Below are 26,987 nucleotides of genomic sequence, written 5' to 3'. Positions count from 1 at the left end.
TTTCAATGATAAAGGAATTTCGATATGGATATGTCAAAACAATTATCATCACCTTCTTTAGATACTACGCCGTCATTATTCCGGCCAGAAAAGTTATCTCATTCTCAACAATTAGGAAAAAAACCACCAGTTGACCTCGATGCGGCTCCATTATTTGATCTAACCGAAGAATGGGAACATTCATTGTTTGGTCGTTCGATTCACGAGTGTCATCGGAATTTAATGCATATTGCCGAAGATGCCGATATGGCAATTGGTGTGACCGACCCACATGGCACTCTACTTTGGACATGGAGTAGTACACCGATGCGCTCATCGGCAGAGCAAGTTCATTTTGTTGAAGGTGGTCAGTGGTCAACTCAGGCAGTGGGACAAAATGCAATTGGTCTAGCATTAAATACTCATTCAGCTAACTGCGTTTACTCACACGAAAACCAAATGAATAGTGTAAGAGACTGGGTCTGTTATGCAGCACCAATTACAGACACTCAGACTGGCCAGTTTTATGGAATTATGAATTTATCAACTAAATATCAAAAGCATAATTCTCTTGGTCTTTTAGCTGTTGAAAGATGTGCTGATATTGTGAAGCAAGCAATTCAGCTTCATCAGAAAAATATTTTATATATTAAAGCCTTCGGCACACCTAAAGTTCAATATAACCAACACAGCCTTACACTAACACAGCGTCAAATCGAGATTTTATGTATTCTGACACTTTGTCCAGAAGGGATTAATCTTGAAGAACTTCACTATGCGTTATATGGTGACCGGCCCGTAAGTACCACTACCTTAAAAGCAGAACTTTCTCAACTTAGAAACTTAATACCCAGGGTCATTGAGTCACGGCCTTATCGACTTAACTGTGAAATTCAATGTGATTTTTTAATGGCAGAACAAGCATTAAATCTAGGCTTCACATCAACTACTCTTACTCTTTATAGAGGGAGCTTTTTAGCTAAATCAGAAAGTCCATTTTTATGTGCATGGAGAGATTGCTTTGATGCTCGCTTGAGTCATGTGATTTACCAAATTGAAGATATTGATCAATTATTACGAGTAGTCAGTCGAGTTCCAGACCGCGTAGATGCTGTTGAACGTTTACTTGAATTATTACCTGAAGAAACACCTTATCGAACTAAACTTTTAAAATTGCTTGAATAAAATAAAAGGGAGAATATCCAAACGATATTCTCCCTTTTTTAAGTGAGATCAAGCAGAAGCCTGAAGCTGTACCTTATAGCAATCGTCTAGGGCTAATTCATAATACCGCAGCCCTTCTTCGGCAGCATGAAATGCTTTTTGCTGCCAATCAGGACGATCATTACATAAGCGCTTAATCAGTTCCATGGCTTCATAAGGATGAAGATCATCATAATGCGCATGCGCACGCAACCAAGCTAAAGAACGTTTATCAATCGTGACTTCAGGATGATTAGTATAGGTATGAATACCTTTATAAACCTGAATTGACCAATCTCCTGTTGCCCATTCAATTGCTAAATTTGTTGCAGCAAGACATTCTGCCAAATTTCCACGATAACTCATGTTCCATAAGAAATGGTTTACTGCATTCATCGCAGCTGGTGGCCGCACACTATCAAGTTGATCGACAGTTAAACCAAAACCTCCAGCCCAATCGCGATACCATTTTAAGTGTCGCTCTTCTACCTTAATATTTTGGATTAACCAATCTCGTGCTTCTGTAACGCCAGGTTCAGAAAACCCAGTTGCTTTGCCTAACGCCCCAGCCATATATGACGGGAAATGCGCGACTAATGGATAGAAATTAAGTAACGCATATCGGAAACTATCTAGGCTCAATCCCCCATTGGCCATTTCCGTAAAAAACGGATGTTTACTCACCCGTTCTTTTGCTGGTAACAGGTCATCCCAGAACCGTTGTGACCATTCATTATGCGGCGTAATTTCTAAATTCATTCCATATTGATTTAGAGCAGTCATTGCTAATTTTCCTATTTATATGACAGCAATCATCTGTATTTCACGCTACAAGTCTATCCGAAAACGATAAAGATACAATCGTTAATCGACCATTTGTAACTTTTTTCGATGGATTGCGATACTTTAGATAATTGTTACGCTAATCATTGAAATGTCGTGATTTTTATCACATTTAACTCAGATAAAAATCATTACTTTTTTAAAAAATCTGTATTATTATTTTAAATAAATCACACATTATATAATCAATATTTTTAGATGGAACTTTACTAAAAATAAGTCTCATTTTATGACAACTTCCAATATAGAGAGCATTAATTATGAAGTTGCAGGGTTCCAATATATTGGGACAGGAACAAATAGATTTATTAACCACACGAGGATTAAATTTCGTATGGTTTCCAAAGCAGCTTGAAACGATTTATCGTTTTCAATACCAAAACGGTGCTGCCTATGAGTTCCGCTATAGAGCGCCTATTATTTTAATATTATATATATTTTTAAGCTTTGGTATATATCAAGTATTGCCAACTGAACAAGTTTTACCCTGGTTTAGTTATTATTCTTGGGTGGGTGTAATTATTTTTCTTGCCTGGATTTTATCGTTTATTAAAAAATTAAATCAGTATTTTGATTATTATGTAGGAATTGGCTCAGCTTTAGCAGTCGCAATTACTTTTATTTTAATTAACGTTATAGAAAATGGCCAAGAGAACGTTCTTTTTCATGCGGCGATGATGTATGCGATTGTGATTATCTATGGTGCAGTAGGTATGCGTTTTTACACAGCCATATTTGCTGGATGGGTTGGAGGACTTGTTGGAATTTTGGTAAGTAACTACTTAAATGGGGTGATCGACTGGACTTTCTTGAACCGAACTTACACCTTCAGTAGTTTCTTGGGCATGACCCTTGCCTATGCAACTGACCGCCAACATCGAGAAAACTACTTACAAAACTGCATGATCGAGCTGAATCGCATTGAACTGATGCAGCAAGCACAGCAATTATCTTTGCTTTCCCAGCAAGATGCACTTACTGGTTTAGCCAATCGACGCTATCTAGATGAAACACTGGATAACGAATGGCGCCGTGCTTTACGACATGAAACACCCCTTACCATCATGATGGTCGATATCGACTATTTTAAAGCTTACAACGATACTTTAGGACATTTAAAGGGTGATGAATGCTTAAAAGAAATCGCTATTGCTATTTCCTCTATTGCTGCACGTAGTGGTGATTTAGTTGCTCGTTATGGTGGCGAAGAATTTTTATTGTTATTTCCAATGACAAATTCACAGCAAGCCTTGATCCAAGTTGAACGTTTAATGAATGCTATTGATAAAATTGCAATTAAGCACCCATGTAGTGACGTGTCACCACAAGTCACTATTAGTGTTGGAGTGGCAACCACGATTCCACGCCTAAACGATTCAATTTCTGCTTTCGTAGCACGCGCTGACCATGCTTTGTATAAGGCAAAAACGAATGGGCGTAATCAATATAAGATTGCTGTAAACGAAGAACAAATTGTAGATTTAACTTAAAAAGTCTGACTTCCATTTGAAATGACTCAATATAAATAATTAGCTTTTCCATCCGTGGCAAAGCTAAAAAATAATTTAGAATCAGTACATACGAAAACCTCTTTTATTTAAGTTTTAAACCATCCGTTAAAAATAGCTTATATAAACTTAATAAATTTAGCGACTTTCAATTAAACAACTTTTATATTAGATAATAAAAATTATAGGCTCCAATCCATATAATGTAGAAAAATTCCACTTCATTAGAACCCTCTCTTCAGTTTCTTCCAAAATTTAATTAAAAAATAAAAAAATGAATTTTGTTCTATTCTCTGCGGCACAGTAGAAATGGTTTCCGCCGAAAATGGTAAAATCGAAACAATATTTTCATGTATAGTTTCATAATTTGGATAAGCTTCTTTTTTTATTATTTCTATAATTTTTTGTATTTCATCAAGGGATAAATTCAAAAACCTCTTAATTTCTTGAGCTGTTTTTGACTCAATAGATAATAAAGCACAAACTCTAGTAACATTAACAATCTGCTCTGCATGAATATTTTTAAAGTTTGGATAACACACAAGTTTATAAAGAATCTTTGTCTCTAAATGATCTTTAGAAACGATATTCTCATTATTTGTTATACGTTCTTGATGACTAATTTTAAAATATTCATTCTTCTCAATATTTTGTAAAATATTGAGAAGCTCCTGATACCTTATAGGTCTCTTCAAACCATATTGGTAACCTTTTAAAAGTTCAGGATTATTACTTAATACGATCTTAATTTTTTTTGGAATAAGTATATTGGTGTAACCACTATCTAAATCAATAATATGTATGTCTGGATTGTCTTCGCTATATATCCAATTCCCTAAAAGATGAGATGACAAAGATAAGTCATGAATAACTTTTATCATTGCCTCTAAATTTTTAGGCAATAGCCTATCCTTTGACATACAGCCAATTCTATATGTGCATTGATTCATTGATATTTCCCCAATTTCAATGATGACTCTGAAAATTCTTTGCTTAAAGTAATAAAAATTTAAATATGTAGTAAGCTTATATAAAAGCAATTTGATTAAGTTAACTTTATTTGATAAATATAAAAATCTGGTGTAGTAAAAATCAACAATATTTAATTGCTGATTTTACAGATAAATATATTCAAAAATAAATCGCAGAATATTATATTTATATAAATATTATAAGACAAGACAATAATTTAAAATTTAATCAAACTTCGATGTAATAAAAAATTAAAACCCCATATTTAAATTAAATACAGGGTTTCATGTAATATAATCAAAAAATATGATTAAGGTTCAATTGGCGCAAATGGCGGAATAACATCTGCATTTTGAGCACGATGGCGTAGGAAGTGATCCATTAAAACAATAGCTAACATTGCTTCTGCAATCGGTGTTGCACGTACGCCTACGCATGGATCATGACGGCCTTTAGTCAACACATCGGTATCTTCACGATTTAAATTAATCGTTTTACCTGGGGTCGTAATGCTCGCTGTTGGTTTTAATGCAATAGCAACTCGAATGGATTGACCACTTGAGATACCACCCAAAATCCCACCAGCATGATTCGCTAAAAAGCCATTACTGGTCAATTCATCACGTGTTTCATGACCAAACTGTCCAGCAACTGCAAAACCATCACCAATTTCTACCCCTTTAACCGCATTAATACTCATCATCGCATGAGCAATATCAGCATCTAAACGGTCAAAAACAGGTTCACCCCAACCTACAGGAACTTTTTCAGCTAAAATTTCTAGCTTCGCGCCACAGCTTGTTCCCTGTTCACGTAAAGAAGTCACCAAAGCTTCAAAACGTGAAACAGCGTCTACATCACCACAGAAAAATGGATTATTCGGAACTTCATTCCAATCCAGTTTTTCGGCAACTTCATTGCCGATTTGAGTAACATGACCACGAATCAAGATGCCAAATTTTTCTGCCAAATATTTTTTAGCAATTGCACCCGCTGCAACACGCATAGCAGTTTCACGAGCACTAGAACGTCCGCCGCCACGATAGTCACGGAAACCGTATTTTTGCGTATATGTATAGTCGGCATGGCCAGGTCTAAAAGTTTGGGCAATATTGCCATAATCTTTTGATTTCTGATCAGTATTCTCAATCAATAAACCAATTGGTGTTCCTGTCGTTTTACCTTCAAAAACACCTGAAATGATTTTAACCTGATCTGGCTCTTTACGTTGAGTCGCAAATTTAGAAGTTCCCGGTTTACGACGGTCAAGATCTTTTTGCAAGTCTTCTTCAGTTAGCTCAAGGCCTGGTGGCACACCATCAACAATTGCCATTAAGCCAACGCCATGAGACTCACCACAAGTGGTTACACGAAAGAGTTGTCCAATACTATTCCCTGCCATATGCCCAACTCCTTATATTTGCTCTTCAAATAGTTTTCTATAACGGCGACATTGTTCAGCAGTCAAAGCAAAAATACCTGAACCACCTTTTTGGAAAGTGAGCCAGTTGAAATCAATCGTATTAAAGTTCTGACGCATCGACCATTCAGAATTACCTACTTCAATGACAATAAGACCATCTTCAGTTAAGTAATCTGCCGCTTGTGCAAGCATTTTACGAACTAAATCTAAACCATCTTGGCCTGCTGCCAATGCAAGTTCTGGTTCATGTAAAAATTCTTCTGGTAAGTCAGCCATATCTTCAGCATCAACGTACGGTGGATTACTTACAATCAAATCATACTGATTTTCAGCTGGAATCTTGGCAAACAAGTCAGATTCAAGTAATGCAACTTGATATTGCTTATTGTGGTGTTCAGTATTAATTGAAGCAACTTCTAAAGCTTCTTTAGAAATGTCAGTTGCATCTATTTCAGCGTCTGGATATGCATAAGCCAAAGCAACCGCAATACATCCAGAACCTGTACACATATCTAATATACGTTGTGGAGTTTTAGGTTTTGCATTTTCTGGCAAATTATTGAGAGCTTCACGCATTTGACCATTTTCATCTAAACAATATGGTGCAAAACGTTGTTCAATTAATTCTGCAATTGGTGAACGTGGAATGAGGACACGCTCATCTACATAAAATGGCTTATTAAAGAAATAAGCAAGATTTAATAAATAAGATGTTGGAATACGGTCATTGATACGGCGTTCCAATAAGCTTAAAAATTCTGCTTTTTCGCTTGGTAATAACTTCGCATCTAGAATTTCTGCGTCTGCTGACCATTCAAGAGATAAGGTTTGTAAAACTAATGCAGAGCTTTCTGCAAAATAATCTTCAGTACCTTGTCCTAAATGTGCATCATGTTGACGTAATGCTGATACCCCAAAACGAATAAAATCTCGAATTGTTGATAAATTTTCAGCTGCTTCCTGTAAATTTTCAGGGCTAATCGTCGGTCGCTCCACTTAGGCGTCTCCAAAGGCAAATTTTGCAAAGTGACTATTCTACTGAGTGAGGTACAGCAAAGCAACGCTTTGCCTTGTGAACAGGAGTTTTACATGCCGATCTCTAACAATCACACATTAAAATCAGAATACTTTGTTTTAATTAAGAAATAATGAACTTTTAACTAGAGATTGATTTAAATTTTTAAAATAAAAAAGCGGCCTTTAAATACTGACCGCTTTTCGAGTTTAGTCGGCTTAAAGCTTAAGCTTTTCGGCTACATAATCAGAGTCTTTATCTCCACGGCCCGATAGATTCACCACAATCATGGTTTCTTTCGGCAGTTTTGGCGCTTCACGAATTGCCCATGCAACAGCGTGTGAGCTTTCAAGTGCAGGAACAATGCCTTCAACACGAGAAAGTGTCATAAAAGCATCTAAACATTCTTGGTCAGTTGCAGTGCTATATTCAACACGCCCTAAATCTTTTAAAAAGCTGTGTTGTGGCCCAACACCCGGATAGTCTAGTCCTGAAGCAATAGAATGCACGGGTAAAGGTTCACCCGCCTCATTTTCAAGTACATAACACGCCATACCGTGAATTTGACTTGGCTTACCTAAAGTTAGCGTTGCCGAATGCATATTGGTTTCTAAACCATGTCCAGCTGGCTCAACCCCAACAAGTTTTACGTCTGAGTCATTTAAAAATGCAGTAAATGCACCTATTGCATTTGAACCACCACCTACACATGCCACAACATAATCGGGACTTTTTCCAAATCGCTGATGCGTTTGATCTTTAATTTCATGACCAATAATCGATTGAAAATCTCGAACCATTTTAGGAAATGGATGTGGACCCACAACAGAACCAATGGCATATATAAAGTTTTTTGGGTCTTTTAAATATTCTTCAAACGCACTATCTACAGCATCTTTTAATGTTGCTGTACCACGTGTAACTGCCACCAAATGAGCACCCAAAATTTTCATTTTGACCACATTTGGATGTTCTTTTTCAATATCTACTTGCCCCATGTGAATTTCACACGGAATTCCTACTAATGCACAAGCGGTTGCCAAAGCAACGCCATGCTGACCAGCACCTGTTTCAGCAATAACTTTCTTTTTGCCCATATATTTAGCAAGTAAAGCTTCACCTAAGCAGTGATTAATTTTGTGGGCGCCCGTGTGGTTCAAATCTTCACGTTTTAAGTAAATTTGTGCGCCACCTAAGTGTTCAGATAGACGCTTCGCATGAAATAAGGGACTTGGACGGCCTACATAATTCGTAAAAAGGTCTGATAGTTCATTTTGAAATTCAGCTGTATGACGAATTTCTTCATAGGCAACATTAATTTCATCCATTGCTTCTTTTAAATGTGGAGGAATGAATTGTCCGCCATATTCACCAAAAAATCCTTGTTCATTCGGCAAAGCAATACCGTTAATTTGATGTTGCATATCATTCCTCTTTTTTAAATTATTAAAGTTATTAAGCTTATCGAGAAAGGTAACGCGTTAAATCCTCAATGCCTTTTAGCGTCATTGGATACATATGATTTTCAAAAATCTCTTTAATCCAACCAATGGTTTGAGTGTAATGCCAATACCCTTCTGTTTCAGGGTTTAACCACGCTGTTTTATCAAAATGTTGACGTAGGCGACGTAACCAAACCTCGCCTGTTTCATCATTCATATATTCAACCGAGCCACCCACCGATTTCAACTCATACGGTGCCATACTGGCATCACCCACTACAATTACACGATAGTCGCGTCCATAGGTGTGAAACAAATCCCATGTGTTCATGCGGGTTGCTGTTCTGCGGTAGTTATCTTTCCAAACATAGTCATAGAGACAATTATGAAAATAGAAATATTCGAGTGTCTTAAACTCACTTTTAGCAGCACTAAACAGTTTTTCGCATTGAGCAATGTGAGCATCCATCGAACCGCCCACATCAAACAACATCAGCACTTTTATTCGGTTTCGACGCTCAGGTACCATTTGAACATCAAGAATACCTTGCTTGGCTGTTTCACGGATTGTACCGTCAACGTCTAATTCTTCAGCTGCACCTTGACGGGCAAATTTACGTAACCGACGTAAAGCAATTTGCATTTGGCGAGTACCAAGAACTTGGTCATCATCCAGATTTTGATATTTACGTTGTTCCCAGACTTTAACTGCCGAACGTTTACGCCCTGGTCCACCAATTCTGACGCCTTCTGGATGATCTCCAAAGGCTCCAAAAGGTGAAGTGCCTCCAGTACCCACCATGCGGTTACCACCCTGATGTTTTTTATGCTGTTCGCGTAACCGCTCTTCCAGCATTTTCATCAGTTCTTCTAAGGAACCTGCTTTTTGGAGTTCTGCTCGTTGTTCAGGGGTCAAATGCTTTTCTAGAAGTTCTAAATCAAACCAGTCTTTTGGTAACTTATGAATTTGCTTGAGTAACTCGTCCAGATCAAAGGTTTCAATGCCATCAAAGTAATCTTTCATGGCACGATCGAACTTGTCAAAAAAGCGCTCATCTTTAACTAAAATTGTTTTAGCAAGTTGATAAAACTCTTCTTGATCAGCAAAAACTAAGCCTTCGCTCACAGCACGGTTTAAGTCAATGAGTTCACGAGTTGTAACTGGAACACCGTATTTACGTAAGGTGTAAAATAACCGCACAAACATGGGTTATTCCCTCCTTTAACGTCGAGACATGAAAGCCAAACGTTCGAGGAGTTGTACATCCTGCTCGTTTTTGATCAGCGCTCCATATAAAGGTGGAATAGCTTTTGATGTATCTCGATTGCGTAATACATCTTCTGGCATATCGTCTGCCATGAGCAAGCTTAACCAATCAATTAACTCAGAGGTTGATGGTGGTTTCTTCAAATTAGGAATTTCACGTAGTTTAAAAAACACCTGTAAAGCTTCGTTCACCAATGTTGCAGAGATATTGGGGAAATGAACCGCAATGATTTCTCGCATGGTCGCTTCATCTGGAAACTCAATGTAGTGGAAGAAACAACGACGCAAGAAAGCATCGGGTAATTCTTTTTCATTATTCGAAGTAATAATTACAATTGGACGTTGTGTTGCGGTAATTGTTTCATTCGTTTCGTAAACATAAAAAGACATTTTATCGAGTTCATGCAGCAAGTCATTTGGAAACTCGATATCGGCTTTGTCAATTTCATCAATTAACAAAACACAACGCTCTTCACTCGTGAAAGCTTCCCACAGTTTACCGGGTTTAATATAGTTCTTAATATCGTAAACTCGATCATCACCTAACTGGCTGTCTCGTAAACGAGAAACCGCATCATATTCATACAACCCTTGCTGCGCTTTGGTTGTCGATTTGATATGCCAAGTGATCAGTTTTAAACCCAAACTTTGTGCTACTTGTTCAGCAAGCAAAGTTTTACCCGTGCCAGGTTCACCCTTAATTAGTAAAGGCTTTTGTAAAGCACGAGCTGCTTTTACAGCGAGCTTAAGACTATCAGTCGCGATATATTGATCTGTACCGGTAAAATGTTGGGTATCAGCAGACATGTAAAGACCTTATTTTTCTATTTCAATGGTTAGATGGAACGCATGCTTTTGTTTGTTGAATATTTTGACCAACAATAGCCAACAATCAAACCTAGACCAACTACAAACAGAATTAAAGATAAATTTGACCAAATTAGAGGGCTATCTTTAGTTAAAACACCAAAAAGGAGTCCAAAAATAGCAGGTGCTACAGATGCATTCGGTCCTTCAGACACTGTTGGGGTAACTAAAATAGCAAATACAATAAGCCAGCTAATTGCACCAAAAGTTGTAGGAAGGCGACGCATTAATCGCCACCAACACCATAAAGCAATAATAGCGCCTATTCCATAAGCTGTTAAAGCAATAACACCTTCAGGAACAACATCCAAAAAAGAGAATAATTGATTCATTATTCCAGTTTGATCTTCACGCACCACGTAAGCCCTCTGGTTCAACCGCATTCGGATTAATTAATCCTTCTGGCGGCATCTGAATAAAGAAACCTTTTGTTTGTAATGAGTCTAAAACATGTAAAACATTAACACGCGCCAATTTACGTGTTGGAGCTAATTCTAAATGCATGACAAACGTTGTACGACCAAACGCTTGTAAAACAGCTTCAGGAACATTTTCAAACGGATCAGCTTGTTCCGCATCGTCAGGATAGTTTGGACGAGCAATATACATGTACATTTCATCTTTTTTGCTCGATCTATAAATATCACAGTGCATTTCAAATCAACTCTTGAACTAAGGACAGCATACATGAAAAAAAACGACTCACACACGCAGGTTTGTTTACGCATCAGTCGTTTTTTTAATTCTTGAGAAATATTAACCTACAACATTGATTAAGGTCGATAATAACTTTGTTCCAGATAAAAGCTGGCTTTTACAATAAATTAATAAATATTTGATTTTAAACATTAAACATAATTTTTCACTTTAATAAAATAAAAACAATTTTTAGGAAAAAAGAAAAAATGTTCGTTACTGAGTACTTTTTGTGATCTATCCTTAATACATTCCCCCATTAATACTATGAAATTTATGATATTAAAGGGGGTTATTACATTTTCAAATTCACATTTAAGTAAAACTTCTAACCACTTAATACACATTGGGAGACATTACTTAACTGGTTTAAATTCTCAGCATGTTTAAATATTAAGTATCTTAATATAAATAGGGAGGATGAACCTATGCCTCGAGGTGATAAAACAGCCTACACAGCAAAGCAAAAACGTCAGGCTAAACATATTGTTGAGAGTGAAGTAGATAGAGGTCATTCTCAAGAAGAAGCTGAACGAATTGCATGGTCTACTGTCAATAAACAAGATGGTGGCGGGAAGAAAAAGTCTCACTAAAACAAACATTAAATACTTCTTTAGCTTGGGCTAAAGAAGTATTTTCATCAAAAATAAATTAATAGTGTTTAGAAAACTCGAGAGCTCTTTATATAGTCATCGCTTACTTGATTTAAGGCATTCAAAATAGCGCTATCATTTTGACTTAATAGAGCTTCATTTAAACTTTCCATGTAGTCTATAAGCTTAGACTTAGAGGTGTTGGCAAATTCAGAGGTTATGGCTTCATCTTCATATAAGATCACGTAGCTACGCGCAAAACCATAGATTAAATAGATGGCTGCTTTTTCTTTTGTATTTTGAGATTCTTTAAGAGACTGTTCACAAGCATTTTTTAAATCTTTAAATGCATCTGTACCAGTAGATTGATTTTTGAAAGATAAAAGTATTGTTTGGAAGTTCATATCCATATTCCACTCAAAAAGTAAAGCTATAGAAGAAGATGGAAGCTGTCAAATAATATCCTGATTAATATAAATTTAATTGTAAATAAATTTATATTTACTTTCTCTGGATTACGAAAAAACATGCAACAAAAAACCACCCTTGTTTTAAGGATGGTTTGGTTAAAACGCAGCAATAATTAGAAGCTTATTTCAATTGTGATCGTAGTACCAGAGTGCTCAATATCAGTTGAGACATTAAACCCTCTGTTTTTAAGCTCCTCTTCAACCAAAGTAAGATGATCAGGGCTTATAGCATCAACAGGAAAGCAGAAAGTTGCTTTTCTCTTTCCCTCCTTAGATTCTGACTCAGTACCAGTTAAAATTTTTTCCAATATGACATCTTGATTTATTTTAAAGTTTTTAGCATTTTGACGAGCTTGTTCAGCATTAAAGTTGTTAAGCATATTTATCTCTCTAATTATTAATTTATCTAAGTTTATAGCATAAAAAGGCTATATGAGTTTTAGTGTTGTGTAGTTAAAACCAATCAAAGATATAAGTTTATTGGTTGAATAAACTTTCTACCCATTCAATAAATTTTCTCGCATTTCTATTTTTAAAATCTTCCTTATTTGGAATGTAGTAACACAGCTCTGATTGAATGGGTTTAGTTTTAAACTCCTGTAAAAGGTTCGTCTTAACGAACCTATGGGTAAGTGTATCAGAACAAAATACTAATCCATTGGCAGATAAAGCCTCATGTATGCCAAAAATTTCCTGATCAAATTTCTTAATTATCAGCCTCTTTTGGTCCCATCCATTCACCTCAAGCCATGTCTCTAATGGTGGACTTGGTAATACTTTATTTTTCCATTCTGTGGTGAATAACGTTATTGGCTCACTCCTATCTTTGGACAGAGTAAGGTTAGATGCACCAAATACATTAAAAGACTCATATTTAAGGACATCTTTAGAAGGTACTAAAGATACATCACCATATCGAATAGGCAATGTATATAAGTGACTTTCTAAAGCTTCGCCTGTAGAGAATTCAACTGAGATATCGGGGTGCAATTGATAAAATTCATTTATACAAGGAATTAACAGCATTGCAGCGAGTGAAGACGTACTAGCCACTCTCACTACATTCCCATTTACTGTTATTTCATCTAATGCATCCTCAATTTTACGAAACCCTTCAGAAATTGCCCCAGCCAGCCTCTCTCCGATGGTTGTAAGCGTTATTTTTCTTACTTGTCGATGAAACAAGTCAACATTTAATCTGCTTTCTAGATTAGTAATATGATGTGAAATCGCAGTTGGTGTTAGCGAAAGTTCTTCAGCAGCCAATTTAAAACTACCCAATCTAGCGGCTGATTCAAATGCCTTAAGTGCTTGCAAAGAGACTTGCATGCTTTCTCCAAAGTTATATTTATAGGTGATCTAAACTCATCTATAAATGTAATTTTCTCGTTTGTCTACTTATCTTTTAAAACTCAAAATAAATTAAACCTTAACTTTTTGGAATTTATGATGAGTAAAATATTACATATAGATGCTAGTGTAAGAGCTGCAATTAACCCTAATCCAAACCATAATTCGATTTCTAAAAATATTGCCAGCCGATTGGTCAGCTCATGGAAAAAGCAACTGGCTATAGATGAATATATCTATCGTGATGTAGGAATGAATCCCCCACCATTTATTAATCAAGACTGGATTGATGCTGTATTCACACCTGAAAATAAAAGAACTCAAGCTCAATGTGATGTTTTATCTATATCAGATCAGTTAATAGTAGAAGTTTCGAGTTCAGATATTATTCTAATTTCTTCACCTATGTACAATTATGGTATGCCTGCTCAACTTAAAGCATGGTTTGACCAAATTATTAGGATTAATAAAACATTTGATTTTGATCTCGCTCGAGGAGACTTTCCTTTACAACCGCTTCTATCTGGAAAAATTTTAATCATTATCACCTCTAGTGGAGAGTTTGGTTTTGAGAAAGAAGGCATCCGCCATCACATGAATCATCTTGTACCTCACCTTCGCACGCTCAGCAAATATTTAGGCGTAAAGAAAATTTATGAAATTGCTTCTGAATATCAAGAGTTTGGAGATGCAAGACATCTAAAATCATTAGAAAATGCTTTTCAAAAAGTTGAGAAACTCGTAGCTGAACTTTCCGCTTCATATACTGAAAATTCGTAAAATATGAATCCTTAATATTTAAAATTTAATAATCTACTGACATTTCAACTGAGTTGTATGATTAAAAATAAAAAGCCAACCCAATTGGGTTGGCTTTTTTATTTCTGCACCGAAACAAACTTATAGTTATATATTATTTATATTGAAATTGTTTTTCTTACAACCAAGAATATACAGACCTGTATGTTTAATCAATTGAATTTTTCTCATTTAAGGAGTTAATTTAATTCATTATCAATTTTACAAATTAAAATGACTTCAACCCATCACTTTATTAGCTTTTTAATAAAGTTAATTATTTAATATAACTAATATAAACTTTTACTTTATTAACTATTAATATTGAATATCTATTATTTATAAATAAAAACTACTCAATTTAAATTATTCATTACTCTTCATTAAAAAAGCCCATCACAAAGATGAGCTTTTAAATTTTAACTATCACATCATTTTAAATGGATAGACTTTGTTTTTCTTCTTGAAATAACTGAATTAATGGTTGAGTTAATAGCTCGTAACGCCAACCCAAAAGATAATCAGGTAAATCTTGCTCATCCCCTTGAGAAAGAACATGTTGATGAATTGCATTTAGCCATTTCTTTCTAAGCAATACTTCTTTAGGAATAGAAGTTTCACTTATTGCATGGGCAAGTACCATATCCATTTTATGCAATGTTTCTTTAGATGTTACTTTAAAAGGTTTGGCTATTCTTGTTGGCCATTCACTTTCAATCGGTAAATCTTTAAGTAATTCTAAAATAGTTTTTCCATATTCACGAACTACATTTGGGCGAATATCTCTAACTTGCGAGAGTTGAAAACTATTACGTGGATTCTTTTCAACCATATCAATCATGGTTGAGTTTCTAAGAATAAAACTACGTGGCTGGTTCGTTGCTTTAACAATGTATTCGCGCCATTCACTTAAATTTTGCAGTTGCATCAATTGACGGCGCGAATGACGATAATTACCAACATCGGAATAGAGTAACTCTGTCGGCGTTTCACTGATAATTTCTTTAGTTAAACTACGACAATCTTCAAGAACAAAGTCATAAAGCCCTTTCTGCTTAAGCTGTTCTTGAATATGATGCGCTAACTTCATTATATATAGAACATCATTGGCTGCATAACAGAGTTGCTGAGGCGATAAAGGCCGAGCCAACCAATCAGATCTTGTTTGATCTTTTTCAATGTCAATGTCGAGGCAAAGCTTCAACGCGCCTTGGTAACTTACTTGCAGCCCATGGCCCAAGAAAGAAAGGCCTACTTGAGTATCAAACACATTAAGCAGATCTTCTTCATCAGCGTAATGGTAGATTAAATCGATGTCTTCCCCACATGCATGAAAAATATTCTGTTGAGCGAGAAATATTTTTTTCCAAAACTGACTTAGATCTAATGAAACACCATCCAACAGATAGACATCGCCATTTACATTAACTTGGCATACTCCAAGTTTAGGCCAGAGTGTGTCAACCTTAATAAATTCTGTATCAAGTCCATATATCGAACATTGATCCATTTTTTGAAGAACATCAACCAAATCGGTTTGCTGTTGGATAAACTGAAACATGCTTTCTCAAGTAAATGCAAAGAGTGCTTAGAACTCTGGTATATATAACATAGAAGTGGGAAATTACCACTTAAACCTTTATGAATACTCTATTTTTGAACAATTTTTCGAAAATAGATAATTTTTTGATCTTTTATTTATATTTTTAAAGTTAACTCCAAATATTCATTGTTTAAAATCTATAAGATCTTTTTCATTCTTATCGGCTTTCATATTTTATTTAAACTTTTTTAATTAAAGACAAAATAACATTCATCTTTTATAACTAAATTAATAAATCTAATTCAATTTTATATGACATCAATGAAACAAGCATCGAAATGCTTATTTCATTCTCATACGATTATGAACTGCCTGACTTAAGGTATGGCTATCTACATACTCAAGTTCACCACCTTGCGGTACACCTTGAGCAATACGTGTCATTTGTATAGGTAAGTGCTTAGTCGCCTCTACCAAATAATGAGCAGTCGCCTGTCCCTCTACAGTCGCATTTGTTGCCAAAATCACTTCTTCAATAGTGCCTTGGCTTAAACGCTGAATCAGATAAGGAATACCAATTTCTTCTGGACCAATACCATCTAAAGGTGAAAGATGCCCACCTAAAACATGATATTTACCACGGAAACTTCCGCTTTGCTCAATCGCCATTACATCTGCTGGTGATTCCACCACACACAATAGTTGATCTTCTCGCTCAGTTGAGGCGCAAATATCACAAATTTCATGTTCAGTTAAAGAATGGCAAATGCTGCACTCATGAATATAACTTGAAGCTTCATGTAAAGCATGCGCTAATGCAAACGCACCTTCTCGATTTTTCATCAAAAGATGTAATGCCATACGTTGAGCCGACTTCGGTCCAACGCTAGGCAATATACGTAAAGCTTGAACGAGTTGTTCAAATCTATCGCTAAACACAGAATTTCCTTAGAACATGCCCGCTAAGCCAGGTGGCAAGCCCATACCAGAATTCGCTTTTTGCATTTTTTCTTCAGAAATAACTTCAGCTTGACGTACAGCATCATTTATCGCTGCAGCAATCAAGTCTTCAATCATATCTGGTTCATCTTGAAGTAATTCAGGGTTAATTTCGATACGTTTTACAAGATAGCGACCATTCATGGTTACTTTAACCAAACCGCCACCAGCTTCTGCATGAACTTCAGTTTGAGCAAGCTCTTCTTTAGCCTTTTTTATATTTGTTTCCATATCTTTTTGCATGCGCTGCGCTTGCTGCATGAGCATATTGATATTCATAACTTTACTCCGTATCTCTATCAAATCTTTAAAGTATTATGCGTCATCTGGTAATACTTTATAAAAACTTAATCTCATTGAACCAACCTATGCGATTAAAATACATACAGATTAGTGCATTGAACTCAAATTAATCCGTAATTCTGACACAATAGGCTAATGTTTTCTATCAGTATCTCTCGCTCTATTTTACGTAGCGACATGCGTAACATGCTCATACTTAGGTACACTTCCTAAATACTTAGATGGCATACATTAAAATCTTATAAAAACTCATAGCCCTATTGAGATGCCTGTAGACCTTTATCAATTGTTTTATATTCACTTAAGGGAACTTTCTTAAAGGAGGTATTTGCTTCTTGAATAGATTTATCTGCTTCTTCAACAGACTTCTCTGCATTGTTAATCAATAAAGTTGTCTCATTTACAGGGTTCTGACTCGGCTTGGTCAGCAATTTGTATCCAACCACCCCGATTACCCCCACTACAACGACAATAGCAATAGGCTTAAGCATTTTAAAACTCACATTTCTTTTAATTAAATTTACAGTCTTTATACCTTGTACTCTTAGCTCTAATTTAAACAAAATGTAGTTTTTTTATTGTAATTCTGAAATTTGAGTAACATTTAAATATAAAAAAACCATCTCGATTAAAGAGATGGTTTCATGAAAAAAACAACCCAAAAGAATTATTTCAATAAGGATAATTAGATCAGATCAAGACCACGTGAGATATCACGAATAATGTCATTAATATCTTCTAAGCCTACAGATACACGGATTAATCCTTCCTGAATACCGGCCGCAGCTTTTGCATCAGCAGAAAGTTTGCCATGTGTAGTCGTTGCAGGATGGGTAATTGTTGACTTCACATCACCTAGGTTACCAGTAATTGAAATAAACTTAGTATTATCAATAACCTTCCAAGCGCCTTCACGGTCGCCTTTAACAACGAAAGAAACAATTCCACCAAAACCAGTTTGCTGTTTAGCGGCAAGTTCATGGCCTTCATGAGCTGGTAAACCAGCGTAGTAAACTTTTTCTACTTTTTCATGAGTTGATAACCATTCTGCAAGAATTTGAGCACTCTCACAGTGTGCCTTCATACGCAAACGTAAAGTCTCTAAACCTTTTAAGAAAACCCATGCATTAAATGGACTCATTGATGGTCCAAGCGTACGGACAACACCAAAAACTTCTTCTAATAACTTAGCATTACCGACTACAGCACCACCTAAGGCGCGTCCTTGCCCATCTAAATATTTAGTCGCAGAGTAAATGACAAGGTCTGCTCCAAACTTTAATGGTTGCTGTAAAACAGGCGTACAGAAGCTGTTATCAACTGCAAGTAATGCACCATTCGCATGAGCAATATCTGCAAGCGCTTGAATATCTGCGATCTCTGCTAGAGGGTTAGACGGTGACTCAACAAATAAAAGTTTAGTTTCTGGACGTACTGCGTTTTTCCAATCGTCCAAATCACATAAATCGACAAATGTAATATCTACGCCAAACTTAGCAATATATTTTTCAAACAAGGCAACAACTGAACCAAATACTGCTCTTGAGCAAATAACGTGATCACCCGCTTTGAGATAAGCCATAGTAACTGACAAAATCGCGCCCATTCCAGAGCTTGTCGCAACAGCACGTTCAGCACCATCTAAAGCTGCTAAGCGTTTTTCGAACATCGATACAGTCGGATTGGTAAAACGAGAATAGATATTTCCTTGAACTTGACCAGAAAATTTTGCTGCAGCTTCTTCTGCATTTTCATATACAAAAGATGATGTCAAAAAAATCGGTTCGCCATGCTCACCTTCAAAACTACGAGTATGTCCGGTACGAATGGCTAAAGTATCAAGTTGGTATTCTAAATCATCAGACTGGTTCATTAAATGTTCGCCTTTACTGGTCATGTACTAAAAAACTATCATCATTTTGAGTGTCTAAGGTATTTAAGGTCAAGGTAAACCTTAAAATTATCGCTTAGACTTTATTTAATTTTAGTAAATAGTTGGTAAAGCAAGATGAAACGCTTAAAGTCCCTTGTCTCAGAACAAAGCCAAATCAAGCACCTTTCTGCCCGACTATTTCATTCAAAAACATTAGTACTATCTCAAAGCACTCCCTTTGAGGTGATTGGCGAATTCAATCAAACGCGTATTCGTTATTACACAGCAACACAAAAAAAATTTAAAGAACCATTAGTGTTTGTTGCCCCACTCGCAATTAATATGGCGATTTACGATTTATATCCTTATCGTTCACTTATTAAATACTTTCAAAATGCAGGTTTTGATGTCTATTTGGTCGATTGGGGTAATTTAAAGTTTAAAGATAGACACCTTAACTTTTTATCATTTATTGAAGATTTCATTCCTAAAGCAATAGAACACGTTCGCGTACATTCAGGAAGTGAGCAAATTTCGCTCCATGGCTGGAGTATGGCAGGCATATTCGTTACTTTATATGCTGCTCTGAATCAACCCAACTACATTAAAAATTTAATTGTTCTTGGTAGTCCAATAGATAGTTATGCATCTGGCCATATTGGCAAGCTCTATCAAACCATAAATCATTTGATTAGTCGTAATAAGAAAATTAAGGAACGTATTTACTCTGGATTACCAAAACGTCTGATCCACAGTCCCGGAATTTTAAATTCGTTAGGTTTCAAAATTCTCGACCCTAAAGGATGGTTAGAGGGACATGTGCAATTGCTAAAGAATCTTGATGACCTGCAATTTGTACAAGAGCATGCCACTCTAAGTAACTTTTTAAATAATATGATTGACTATCCGGGTGGTATTAATCAGGACATGTTGTTTAATGTCTGGCTACAAAATCCGTTAAAACGTGGCTTTATTCAGTTAAAAGATAAGAAAATCGAATTAAAAAATATAGATTGTTCTCTCTTAGTTGGCGCGGGTCGTAGTGATCAATTGGTCACTGCTGACGCTGCTTCGCCATTAAGTCAATTGACAAGCAGCCAAGATGTCACGTTTACTCTCATCCCCGGTGGTCATTTAGGCCTAATGTCGAGTCAAACAAGTGCTCTGGAGTTTTGGCCGAAACTGGCTGCATGGCTAGCCGAACGTTCAACACAAATTTAAGGATAAGGTCATGAGTGAATCTGTTGCATTTATTGGTTTGGGTGCAATGGGCTACCGTATGGCAGCGCATTTACCAAAACACTTCGATACTGTCTATGTATGGAATCGAAATTTTGAAAAAGCCAAACAACATGCAGCAGACTATGGCACTCAGGCTGTCTCATTAGAGCAAGCCGTACAAGCAGATATTATCTTTTCATGCTTACCGACAAGTACTGATGTAGAAGCGCTTATTAGTAGTGTAGAAATTAAATCTGGAGCAATCTGGATAGACTGTACCAGCGGGGTTCCTGACTCTGCCCGCATCTTAGCTAGCTCATTAAAGCAATTAAATGTTGATTTTCTAGATGCTCCAGTAAGCGGTCAAACCGTAGGAGCTGAAAATGCAACTTTGACTGTAATGGTGGGTGGCGATGCAGCAGCTTTCGAACGTGCATTACCAGCTCTAGAAGCGGTAGGAAAATTAATTAAACATGTGGGTGAGTCAGGTGCTGGATTTGCAGTGAAAGCAGTTAATAATATGCTACTCGCGGTCAATCTTTGGTCTGTTGCAGAAGGTTTCAGTGCTTTAAAAGCGCATGGGGTAAGCTTGAACGAAGCTTTAGAGTGTATTAACGCTTCAAGTGGTAAAAGTCTGGTGACAGAGACTATCTTTCCACAGCGTGTATTGAGTCGTGAATTTCCAGTAACCTTTGGCTTGCCTCTTCTTGCCAAAGACACAGGAATTGCTTTGGATTTAGTCCAGCAAGCAAAGCTTCCTGCCCCGCTTTTGTCATTAACACAAAGTTTGATCCAAGCTGCTCATTTAACTGCTGAAGACAACAGTGACTTCTCTGCGGCAGTTAAAATGTATGAAGCATGGACAAAGATTACATTAGAGTAAATTTAATCTTTTAGAGGACTGCCTATTAAACTTAATTTTAATAGGCTCAATAATGAATAGTATGAAACCTCAAATATAGCAAACTCATGTCATTCATTACGAAAAATTTTCTATATAAAAGCATTAAGCATCTGAAATATTATTATTTTTTACACTAAGCAGGTGCTTTATTTACCTTTTTATAATCGGAGGAGTTAAAATAGTTTACAATCATTTGCGCACTTTTCTCGGATATAACCTTAGCTTGTTTCATTTTTGCTGAATAAGGATTGGCAAGCATACAGCTGGGAAGCAAAGTATTAGCAAGTGGTGGAAACTTTTCTCTTCCTCCCAAAGTAATCTTTTCAATAAAACTAGCCAACCACATAATATATTCTCCTTTATTTTTATATGTTGGCATTAAACTGATATCGAGTTTAGCTGAACATTCATTTGCTGGCTTATTTAAACATTCTTCAAAATCAATAAAGTTATATTTTAATTTATATGAAGTATCTTTTATCTCTTGTCGGATCATACTAACTAAGCGATTCAAGTGTTCAATAATATCTTCTGAGAAAAGCTTTTCTTCTTCAGATTTTTTATAAATGCTTTCAGCAACGAGTAAAAACTGTGACATTCTCTATTTCCTTTTAATCTTGTCTCCGATGAATCATCAGATCCTTTAAGGAAGTATGATGAATATAACATTGCTATATGTAAGTAGGTTAGACTAAAAAGTAACCACAATAGTAAAAGTGAAAGTTGTATGCGAAACGTATCACACTAATTAAACATATAGCCAAATATAACTCGTAAGAATGGGGTTAAATTAATATATTTCGAAATAACTTAAATAAAAAAAACCCATCTCAATTTTAGAAATGGGTTACAAAAATAAAAAACTATCAAACGCAGCAATTTAAGGACCATATAATAGAAGTTAAAACATGCAAAATCAATACATCTTTCAATTGAAGTGTAAAATAAGATTACTTTTAACGTGCTTATATTTTACAGCTTAAAAGAAAAAGCCCATTTCCGTCTAAATTAAAATGGGCCCAGTGAATTCCACTTAATCCTAAAAACAAAAACTGTGATAATTATCACGTTTTGTGTTTTTGATAATGTCATTGCTCATCCCCTTTTTCATTGACCTAATTTCAAACTTCATTTGTCTATTTAGCAAATGAAAAGGCTATAAGATCTCATCTTTTTCTAAAAGTTTTATATCCGATGACCTCAATCAGCAGCATATTTTTATATCTTCAATAAAAGTTAAAAGTGAATTAAAAAGAATCAAATTCTAAAAAAATATATATAATTTATCTTAAGTTTATGTTTTTATTTGATTTTTATAAATTATTGATATCTAATGTTTTTATTTATTCTATGAACAAATTATCACCCAAAATGACATTTGAGTAATTAATAATCATTGAAATATTGGTAATAAACCTTATATTGAGTACAGGTTCATACCTTTAACTGAGGAAACGCTCATGAATAAATTTATGGTTGCAGTCTTTACTGGCATGGTGAGCATTGCTGGTTTAAGCGTTCAAGCTGCAACGCCTGAGCAAGAATGTCAGAAATTGCAAGACGACTATAATTTGATTTATGCATCAAAAGGCTTTTGTTTTAAAGATCCTGATGCTAAAGAAAAATATGGTAATGAAAACTGTCATACGACAAAACCAAAGTTTTCTGACAAAGAGCAACAACGTCTTGATGCTATTAAAGAGCGTCAGAAAGAATTGAAATGTAAATAATTTTAAAGGAATAATACATGGCATACGATGATCAAAATATCTTCGCAAAAATTTTACGCAATGAACTTCCAGCGATAAAAATCTATGAAGATGATCAAGTTCTAGCTTTTATGGATATTATGCCTCAAGCCGATGGTCATACATTAGTTATTCCAAAAACACCTGCTGTAACGCTACTTGATTTACCCCCAGAAGCAGCTGCATATACCATCCAAATTGTTCAGAAAATTGCGAAAGCAATGGAAAAAGCCCTCAATTTGGAAGGTATCGTATTGATGCAACTTTCTGGAGCAGCGGCAGGACAAACTGTGCCGCATGTTCATTTTCACCTTATTCCTACAAATGTGCATCAACTTGGAAGACATGCTGTAGAGTTAGGCGATCAAGAAAAAATCAAAGCTTTAGCTGAGAAAATTAAAGCAGCTCTTTGATTTTTAATCTATTAAAGCGGAGTTTTTACTCCGCTTTTTTTCGTCTAAAAACTATAAAAACCTAAAATAATTAATTTATTTCTAAATTTTAATCGTCATAAAACTGTCATTTATTTTTCACGCCCCTGTCACAAAGTTTGCCGATACTGCTTAGCAAGTTGGTGAGCTTTTGTAACTTTTTGTACATAAGTCAACTACAAAATAAATAGTTAACTAGGCATACGCCATTTTTAAATACCTTTTGGAGAAATCTCAATGAAGAAATTGCTACTCGCTGCCGCAGTTGCAACTTTGAGCATGAACGCGGTGCAAGCAGCGCCAACTTTGTATGGCAAACTAAATGTTTCTATTAACCAAGTTGATAATAAAAATTTCGATGGTAAAAGTGATGTTACCGAAGTTAACTCAAACTCTTCTCGCATTGGGGTAAAAGGCGAAGAGAAATTAACTGACAAGTTATCTGCTGTTTATTTAGCTGAATGGGCAATTTCTACTGATGGTTCAGGTTCTGATACTGACCTGAGCGCTCGTAACCGTTTCATCGGTTTAAAAACTGAAGGTGTTGGTACTTTAAAAGTAGGTAAATACGACTCTTACTTTAAGACTGCCGCTGGTGGTAACCAAGACATCTTTAATGACGATACACGTTTAGATATTACCAATATCATGTACGGTGAAAACCGCTTAGATAACGTAGTTGGTTTTGAATTAGACCCTAAATTATTAGCTGGTTTAACTTTCAACATTATGGCTCAAACTGGTGAAAGCACCTCTGACAGCAAACAAGGTGAAACTGGTAAAGACAGCAAGAATGACAGCTTTGACTCTGTGTCTACTGCACTTGGCTATGAAAACAAAGACCTTGGTTTAGCAGTAGCTGCTGCTGGTGATTTTGGTATTAAAGGTAAATATGCGGCTTACGGTCTGAAAGATGTTTATACAGATGCTTACCGTGTAACTGGTTCTTATGACATCGCAAAATCAGGTTTTGTTGTAGGTGCTTTATGGCAACATGCTGAACCTACTGATGAATTGACTGCATATGGTCAATCATATAAATCTGATGGTTCAATCGATAAAGCTGGTAAAGCTTACCGTGGTTTAGAGGAAGAAGCATATGCAGTAACAGCTGCTTATAAAATTCCTAACACTAAACTTAAAGTGAAAGCAGAATATGCTTCTGCTGAAACACAAGTAAGTGGTCAAGCAGATCGTAAAATTGATTTGTACGGTTTAGGTCTTGATTACCAAATCAATAAACAAGCTCGCTTCTACGGTATCGTTGCTCAACAAAAACGTGACTGGTTGAATGATGATGACAAGCAAACTGTTGTAGGTACAGGTATCGAATATAACTTCTAATTAGTTATCTTTGATTCATATCTAAAATAAAAGGGCTAATGCCCTTTTATTTTATTGTTCAGATTAAAAAAGCCGATATACAAATTATCGGCTTTTTTTAACTTTGTAGCTTACTTTAAGAAACCACTTACAAGATTCATGACGTTTTGAATGTCTTGGTTTGCTTCTTGATGATCGGTACTGTCACCCTGAGGTGTTAATGAGTCAATGACTTGAGGTAAGACCGAAGCAATTGCACCGTAAACTTGCTCTTTTGGAGCTTGAGCCTGCTGGGCAACTTGCTCAATATCTGCTGGGTTAAATAGACTTTGTAATTGCTGGGTAGGAACTTCACTATTACTTTGATTTGGATCAACCCAGCTTTGAACTTGATTACCTAAACCCGCACCTTTTAACTTTTCTAAAGCAGCCTGCAAACCACCTTGTTGTTGAACCCAACCTAAGATTAAAGGTACAACTGCAATTAATAAACTTTGTACGCCACCACCTGCTTGAGGTGCGTTATTATTATTTCCAGTCACTTGACCTAATACAGAACCTAGTACTCCTCCAAGACCACCTTGTGTGCCAGAAGAAGTATTGCCCCCCATTTGTCCGAGTACTGAACCTAAAATTCCACCTAAACCACCTTGACCTGATGCTTGCTGGTTCCCACCTAAAGCCTGCTGAGCCAAAATTTCTACAATGTTGCTTAAATTTGTCATGTAAAACTCTTATGTATGGTTTACACATGAGCATACGCGGATTCTTGTTAAGACAGCAAAAGCCAAATTGTTAAATTTTGAAAGAGATTTCGTGGTCTCTTACCAGCGAAATTTATTCCAGTTTTCCGGGTTCGCCCAAAACTTTGAATTAAACCAATCTGGAACATGCTTATAGGTCAAGATGTTAAATTGCCATAAAGCGAAATCACTATCATGTGACGTTTTATCAATAAGTTGAGTGAAACCTAGCGAACGCAATAACTGTTCATCACTGCGTTTACTTACCACAACAATTCGTTTTGCTAATAAATCTCTTAGCTTCACTAATAATTGTGATTTTTGTACTTCAGTTATGTTCTGCATTTCATCTGTATCAAACAATACAAAACCCAAATCATAACGCTGAGTAAAAGGCAGACTTAAAAGCTCAGTTACGGTAAAATAGTGCCATTGAATTGCGTTATTCTGGTCAATTTTCTGGCCAATACAAAGTGCAGTATGAATGGGCTGTTCGTTTGATAAATCGTCTAGCATAGAAGTGATGACATTTTGTTCAGCCATAACTGCAACCCTTAATTGAAAGATGTGAGTTTAAACTTTATGGAACTACAAGGCATTTGCCATAAAATGCATGCAGGCCTAAAAGATGCTAGTGTAACTGATCAACAGACAACCAAGGCAAATGTTGAATACAAATTTGTATTAGACCGTTCAGAAATTGATCTTCCTTTTAATTTAGGACAAGAACTAGAAATCGAATGGACAGGTAATATTTATTGCACTTCTTGTGGCACTAAAACACCAAAGTCTTATTCTCAAGGCCACTGCTTTAAATGCTTTAAAACTAAAGCAGAATGTGACCTATGCATTATGAAACCTGAAACATGCCACTATCATTTAGGTACATGTCGTGAAGATGATTTTGCCCACAATGTGTGTTTCCAACCTCATATTGTATATTTGGCAAACTCAAGTGCTCTAAAAGTAGGTATTACCCGTGTTAGTCATATGCCAGGTCGTTGGTTAGATCAAGGGGCAACCCAAGCCCTACCTATTCTAAAGGTTGGATCACGCCGTTTATCTGGTCAACTTGAAACTATGTTTGGTTCTTTAGTTGCTGACAAAACGGATTGGCGCAAACTCCTTAAAGGCGAAGCTGAACCTCTGAAACTAACAGAACAACGTGATCAGTTAATCGAAGAGTTTGCACCTAAAATTCAATCTATTCGTGAAGAATTTAGTCAAAATCTTGAATTTAACGAAACGGTTGAACTACTAGAAAATGAATTGCCACGTGAGTTTGTTTATCCAGTTGAACAATATCCTGAAAAAATTAAGTCTCTAAACTTAGATAAAACACCAAAAATTCGTGGTGTATTACAGGGCATTAAAGGTCAATATTTAATTTTTGATATTGGTGTTATTAACATCCGTAAATATACGGGTTACGAGCTTATTATACGTGCCTAAGTAAGTTAAAAAGCCCCTAAA

General features: G+C 35.9%; 30 protein-coding genes. 10 read left to right on the top strand and 20 right to left on the bottom strand.

Annotated elements, in window-relative coordinates; all coding sequences use genetic code 11:
- Positions 1-24 precede the first annotated feature (24 nt).
- On the top strand, positions 25-1,164 hold the full coding sequence (locus ACS125_RS12990) for a transcriptional regulator (protein WP_443272535.1): 1,140 nt from the start codon (positions 25-27) through the stop codon (positions 1,162-1,164).
- A gap of 48 nt (positions 1,165-1,212) precedes the next feature.
- Here the strand turns inward: ACS125_RS12990 and ACS125_RS12985 are convergent, their stop codons facing one another.
- Positions 1,213-1,965: a TenA family transcriptional regulator gene (locus ACS125_RS12985; protein WP_443272533.1), complete on the bottom strand. Its 753-nt coding sequence runs from the start codon at positions 1,963-1,965 to the stop codon at positions 1,213-1,215.
- Positions 1,966-2,285: 320 nt separating this feature from the next.
- Here ACS125_RS12985 and ACS125_RS12980 point away from each other — a divergent pair, with 320 nt between their 5' ends.
- Positions 2,286-3,515 (top strand): GGDEF domain-containing protein, encoded by a 1,230-nt coding sequence (locus ACS125_RS12980; protein WP_005304984.1) that lies wholly within the window; start codon positions 2,286-2,288, stop codon positions 3,513-3,515.
- A gap of 242 nt (positions 3,516-3,757) precedes the next feature.
- Here the strand turns inward: ACS125_RS12980 and ACS125_RS12975 are convergent, their stop codons facing one another.
- From ACS125_RS12975 to ACS125_RS12940, 8 genes are all read right to left on the bottom strand, one after another.
- Complete coding sequence (locus ACS125_RS12975; protein WP_443272531.1) at positions 3,758-4,483, bottom strand: hypothetical protein; 726 nt, start codon at positions 4,481-4,483, stop codon at positions 3,758-3,760.
- A gap of 332 nt (positions 4,484-4,815) precedes the next feature.
- The gene (aroC, locus tag ACS125_RS12970) at positions 4,816-5,907 is read right to left on the bottom strand and encodes a chorismate synthase (RefSeq protein ID WP_004792535.1); all 1,092 of its coding nucleotides are present in this window, start codon (positions 5,905-5,907) and stop codon (positions 4,816-4,818) included.
- A gap of 12 nt (positions 5,908-5,919) precedes the next feature.
- Positions 5,920-6,924 (bottom strand): 50S ribosomal protein L3 N(5)-glutamine methyltransferase, encoded by a 1,005-nt coding sequence (gene prmB / locus ACS125_RS12965; RefSeq protein ID WP_004792537.1) that lies wholly within the window; start codon positions 6,922-6,924, stop codon positions 5,920-5,922.
- 237 nt (positions 6,925-7,161) lie between these two features.
- On the bottom strand, positions 7,162-8,367 hold the full coding sequence (gene trpB, locus ACS125_RS12960) for a tryptophan synthase subunit beta (RefSeq protein WP_443272528.1): 1,206 nt from the start codon (positions 8,365-8,367) through the stop codon (positions 7,162-7,164).
- Positions 8,368-8,404: 37 nt separating this feature from the next.
- Positions 8,405-9,592 carry a vWA domain-containing protein gene (locus ACS125_RS12955; RefSeq protein ID WP_443272526.1) on the bottom strand — a complete coding sequence of 396 codons (1,188 nt, stop codon included), beginning with the start codon at positions 9,590-9,592 and terminating at the stop codon, positions 8,405-8,407.
- A gap of 15 nt (positions 9,593-9,607) precedes the next feature.
- Positions 9,608-10,459 carry an AAA family ATPase gene (locus ACS125_RS12950; protein WP_002113662.1) on the bottom strand — a complete coding sequence of 284 codons (852 nt, stop codon included), beginning with the start codon at positions 10,457-10,459 and terminating at the stop codon, positions 9,608-9,610.
- Positions 10,460-10,488: 29 nt separating this feature from the next.
- Positions 10,489-10,875: a hypothetical protein gene (locus ACS125_RS12945; protein WP_443272524.1), complete on the bottom strand. Its 387-nt coding sequence runs from the start codon at positions 10,873-10,875 to the stop codon at positions 10,489-10,491.
- Positions 10,868-11,173 (bottom strand): YcgL domain-containing protein, encoded by a 306-nt coding sequence (locus tag ACS125_RS12940; RefSeq protein ID WP_004792546.1) that lies wholly within the window; start codon positions 11,171-11,173, stop codon positions 10,868-10,870. Before ACS125_RS12940 ends, ACS125_RS12945 begins: the two co-directional genes overlap by 8 nt.
- Positions 11,174-11,643: 470 nt before the next feature.
- Between ACS125_RS12940 and ACS125_RS12935 the strand changes: the two genes are divergently transcribed.
- Positions 11,644-11,808, top strand: a complete 165-nt coding sequence (locus ACS125_RS12935; protein WP_002113596.1) for a hypothetical protein — start codon at positions 11,644-11,646, stop codon at positions 11,806-11,808.
- 68 nt (positions 11,809-11,876) lie between these two features.
- Here ACS125_RS12935 and ACS125_RS12930 read toward each other — a convergent pair whose 3' ends face one another.
- The 3 genes from ACS125_RS12930 to ACS125_RS12920 all read right to left on the bottom strand — a co-directional run bounded on the left by ACS125_RS12930 (position 11,877) and on the right by ACS125_RS12920 (position 13,607).
- Entirely contained in the window at positions 11,877-12,212 is a 336-nt protein-coding gene (locus ACS125_RS12930) for a hypothetical protein (RefSeq protein WP_443272521.1), read from the bottom strand.
- A 179-nt stretch (positions 12,213-12,391) separates the two neighbouring features.
- A complete protein-coding gene (locus ACS125_RS12925; RefSeq protein ID WP_004792549.1) occupies positions 12,392-12,658 on the bottom strand; it encodes a hypothetical protein in 267 nt (88 codons plus the stop codon).
- A 97-nt stretch (positions 12,659-12,755) separates the two neighbouring features.
- Entirely contained in the window at positions 12,756-13,607 is an 852-nt protein-coding gene (locus tag ACS125_RS12920; protein WP_443272519.1) for a LysR family transcriptional regulator, read from the bottom strand.
- Between the two features lie 117 nt (positions 13,608-13,724).
- Here ACS125_RS12920 and ACS125_RS12915 point away from each other — a divergent pair, with 117 nt between their 5' ends.
- Positions 13,725-14,408: an FMN-dependent NADH-azoreductase gene (locus tag ACS125_RS12915; RefSeq protein ID WP_443272517.1), complete on the top strand. Its 684-nt coding sequence runs from the start codon at positions 13,725-13,727 to the stop codon at positions 14,406-14,408.
- 454 nt (positions 14,409-14,862) lie between these two features.
- Here ACS125_RS12915 and ACS125_RS12910 read toward each other — a convergent pair whose 3' ends face one another.
- From ACS125_RS12910 to ACS125_RS12890, 5 genes are all read right to left on the bottom strand, one after another.
- Positions 14,863-15,987, bottom strand: a complete 1,125-nt coding sequence (locus ACS125_RS12910) for a ribonuclease D (protein WP_443272515.1) — start codon at positions 15,985-15,987, stop codon at positions 14,863-14,865.
- Positions 15,988-16,311: 324 nt separating this feature from the next.
- Positions 16,312-16,908, bottom strand: coding sequence for a recombination mediator RecR (gene recR / locus ACS125_RS12905; protein ID WP_009387101.1), 597 nt, complete (start codon positions 16,906-16,908; stop codon positions 16,312-16,314).
- A gap of 9 nt (positions 16,909-16,917) precedes the next feature.
- Positions 16,918-17,247, bottom strand: coding sequence for a YbaB/EbfC family nucleoid-associated protein (locus ACS125_RS12900; protein WP_443272512.1), 330 nt, complete (start codon positions 17,245-17,247; stop codon positions 16,918-16,920).
- 281 nt (positions 17,248-17,528) lie between these two features.
- The gene (locus ACS125_RS12895) at positions 17,529-17,762 is read right to left on the bottom strand and encodes a hypothetical protein (RefSeq protein WP_004792560.1); all 234 of its coding nucleotides are present in this window, start codon (positions 17,760-17,762) and stop codon (positions 17,529-17,531) included.
- 194 nt (positions 17,763-17,956) lie between these two features.
- The gene (locus tag ACS125_RS12890) at positions 17,957-19,144 is read right to left on the bottom strand and encodes an O-succinylhomoserine sulfhydrylase (protein WP_443272510.1); all 1,188 of its coding nucleotides are present in this window, start codon (positions 19,142-19,144) and stop codon (positions 17,957-17,959) included.
- 135 nt (positions 19,145-19,279) lie between these two features.
- Here ACS125_RS12890 and ACS125_RS12885 point away from each other — a divergent pair, with 135 nt between their 5' ends.
- Both ACS125_RS12885 and ACS125_RS12880 read left to right on the top strand, forming a co-directional pair.
- Entirely contained in the window at positions 19,280-20,365 is a 1,086-nt protein-coding gene (locus ACS125_RS12885; protein ID WP_443272508.1) for an alpha/beta fold hydrolase, read from the top strand.
- Positions 20,366-20,375: 10 nt separating this feature from the next.
- Entirely contained in the window at positions 20,376-21,248 is an 873-nt protein-coding gene (locus tag ACS125_RS12880) for an NAD(P)-dependent oxidoreductase (RefSeq protein ID WP_443272506.1), read from the top strand.
- Positions 21,249-21,402: 154 nt separating this feature from the next.
- Here the strand turns inward: ACS125_RS12880 and ACS125_RS12875 are convergent, their stop codons facing one another.
- Positions 21,403-21,867 carry a hypothetical protein gene (locus ACS125_RS12875; protein WP_443272504.1) on the bottom strand — a complete coding sequence of 155 codons (465 nt, stop codon included), beginning with the start codon at positions 21,865-21,867 and terminating at the stop codon, positions 21,403-21,405.
- A gap of 862 nt (positions 21,868-22,729) precedes the next feature.
- Between ACS125_RS12875 and ACS125_RS12870 the strand changes: the two genes are divergently transcribed.
- The 3 genes from ACS125_RS12870 to ACS125_RS12860 all read left to right on the top strand — a co-directional run bounded on the left by ACS125_RS12870 (position 22,730) and on the right by ACS125_RS12860 (position 24,792).
- Positions 22,730-22,999, top strand: coding sequence for a YARHG domain-containing protein (locus ACS125_RS12870; protein ID WP_004792570.1), 270 nt, complete (start codon positions 22,730-22,732; stop codon positions 22,997-22,999).
- Between the two features lie 17 nt (positions 23,000-23,016).
- Positions 23,017-23,430, top strand: coding sequence for an HIT family protein (locus ACS125_RS12865; RefSeq protein ID WP_111853820.1), 414 nt, complete (start codon positions 23,017-23,019; stop codon positions 23,428-23,430).
- 255 nt (positions 23,431-23,685) lie between these two features.
- On the top strand, positions 23,686-24,792 hold the full coding sequence (locus ACS125_RS12860) for a porin (RefSeq protein ID WP_238611212.1): 1,107 nt from the start codon (positions 23,686-23,688) through the stop codon (positions 24,790-24,792).
- A gap of 110 nt (positions 24,793-24,902) precedes the next feature.
- On the opposite strand, the gene ACS125_RS12855 is transcribed toward ACS125_RS12860, so the two are convergent.
- The gene (locus ACS125_RS12855; RefSeq protein WP_151962738.1) at positions 24,903-25,496 is read right to left on the bottom strand and encodes a YidB family protein; all 594 of its coding nucleotides are present in this window, start codon (positions 25,494-25,496) and stop codon (positions 24,903-24,905) included.
- A 99-nt stretch (positions 25,497-25,595) separates the two neighbouring features.
- Entirely contained in the window at positions 25,596-26,057 is a 462-nt protein-coding gene (locus ACS125_RS12850) for a DUF6231 family protein (protein WP_016138231.1), read from the bottom strand.
- 39 nt (positions 26,058-26,096) lie between these two features.
- Between ACS125_RS12850 and ACS125_RS12845 the strand changes: the two genes are divergently transcribed.
- Positions 26,097-26,966, top strand: a complete 870-nt coding sequence (locus tag ACS125_RS12845; RefSeq protein ID WP_443272500.1) for a DUF2797 domain-containing protein — start codon at positions 26,097-26,099, stop codon at positions 26,964-26,966.
- The last annotated feature ends 21 nt before the right edge of the window (positions 26,967-26,987 follow it).

The organism is Acinetobacter sp. PFS20 (genome assembly GCF_052261015.1).
GTDB lineage: Bacteria > Pseudomonadota > Gammaproteobacteria > Pseudomonadales > Moraxellaceae > Acinetobacter.
Note: the sequence above shows the minus strand (reverse complement) of the source record. Positions and strands in the feature narration are given on the sequence as shown.

Coding starts and splice junctions, on each gene's coding strand:
- aroC (WP_004792535.1), bottom strand. CDS start 5,907: ATGGCAGGGAATAGTATTGGACAACTCTTTCGTGTAACCACTTGTGGT.
- ACS125_RS12985 (WP_443272533.1), bottom strand. CDS start 1,965: ATGACTGCTCTAAATCAATATGGAATGAATTTAGAAATTACGCCGCAT.
- ACS125_RS12850 (WP_016138231.1), bottom strand. CDS start 26,057: ATGGCTGAACAAAATGTCATCACTTCTATGCTAGACGATTTATCAAAC.
- ACS125_RS12975 (WP_443272531.1), bottom strand. CDS start 4,483: ATGAATCAATGCACATATAGAATTGGCTGTATGTCAAAGGATAGGCTA.
- ACS125_RS12910 (WP_443272515.1), bottom strand. CDS start 15,987: ATGTTTCAGTTTATCCAACAGCAAACCGATTTGGTTGATGTTCTTCAA.
- ACS125_RS12940 (WP_004792546.1), bottom strand. CDS start 11,173: ATGCACTGTGATATTTATAGATCGAGCAAAAAAGATGAAATGTACATG.
- ACS125_RS12980 (WP_005304984.1), top strand. CDS start 2,286: ATGAAGTTGCAGGGTTCCAATATATTGGGACAGGAACAAATAGATTTA.
- ACS125_RS12935 (WP_002113596.1), top strand. CDS start 11,644: ATGCCTCGAGGTGATAAAACAGCCTACACAGCAAAGCAAAAACGTCAG.
- ACS125_RS12990 (WP_443272535.1), top strand. CDS start 25: ATGGATATGTCAAAACAATTATCATCACCTTCTTTAGATACTACGCCG.
- ACS125_RS12915 (WP_443272517.1), top strand. CDS start 13,725: ATGATGAGTAAAATATTACATATAGATGCTAGTGTAAGAGCTGCAATT.
- ACS125_RS12900 (WP_443272512.1), bottom strand. CDS start 17,247: ATGAATATCAATATGCTCATGCAGCAAGCGCAGCGCATGCAAAAAGAT.
- ACS125_RS12895 (WP_004792560.1), bottom strand. CDS start 17,762: ATGCTTAAGCCTATTGCTATTGTCGTTGTAGTGGGGGTAATCGGGGTG.
- trpB (WP_443272528.1), bottom strand. CDS start 8,367: ATGCAACATCAAATTAACGGTATTGCTTTGCCGAATGAACAAGGATTT.
- ACS125_RS12955 (WP_443272526.1), bottom strand. CDS start 9,592: ATGTTTGTGCGGTTATTTTACACCTTACGTAAATACGGTGTTCCAGTT.
- ACS125_RS12845 (WP_443272500.1), top strand. CDS start 26,097: ATGGAACTACAAGGCATTTGCCATAAAATGCATGCAGGCCTAAAAGAT.
- ACS125_RS12890 (WP_443272510.1), bottom strand. CDS start 19,144: ATGAACCAGTCTGATGATTTAGAATACCAACTTGATACTTTAGCCATT.
- ACS125_RS12925 (WP_004792549.1), bottom strand. CDS start 12,658: ATGCTTAACAACTTTAATGCTGAACAAGCTCGTCAAAATGCTAAAAAC.
- ACS125_RS12880 (WP_443272506.1), top strand. CDS start 20,376: ATGAGTGAATCTGTTGCATTTATTGGTTTGGGTGCAATGGGCTACCGT.
- ACS125_RS12920 (WP_443272519.1), bottom strand. CDS start 13,607: ATGCAAGTCTCTTTGCAAGCACTTAAGGCATTTGAATCAGCCGCTAGA.
- ACS125_RS12865 (WP_111853820.1), top strand. CDS start 23,017: ATGGCATACGATGATCAAAATATCTTCGCAAAAATTTTACGCAATGAA.
- ACS125_RS12870 (WP_004792570.1), top strand. CDS start 22,730: ATGAATAAATTTATGGTTGCAGTCTTTACTGGCATGGTGAGCATTGCT.
- ACS125_RS12875 (WP_443272504.1), bottom strand. CDS start 21,867: ATGTCACAGTTTTTACTCGTTGCTGAAAGCATTTATAAAAAATCTGAA.
- ACS125_RS12930 (WP_443272521.1), bottom strand. CDS start 12,212: ATGAACTTCCAAACAATACTTTTATCTTTCAAAAATCAATCTACTGGT.
- ACS125_RS12950 (WP_002113662.1), bottom strand. CDS start 10,459: ATGTCTGCTGATACCCAACATTTTACCGGTACAGATCAATATATCGCG.
- ACS125_RS12860 (WP_238611212.1), top strand. CDS start 23,686: ATGAAGAAATTGCTACTCGCTGCCGCAGTTGCAACTTTGAGCATGAAC.
- ACS125_RS12855 (WP_151962738.1), bottom strand. CDS start 25,496: ATGACAAATTTAAGCAACATTGTAGAAATTTTGGCTCAGCAGGCTTTA.
- ACS125_RS12885 (WP_443272508.1), top strand. CDS start 19,280: ATGAAACGCTTAAAGTCCCTTGTCTCAGAACAAAGCCAAATCAAGCAC.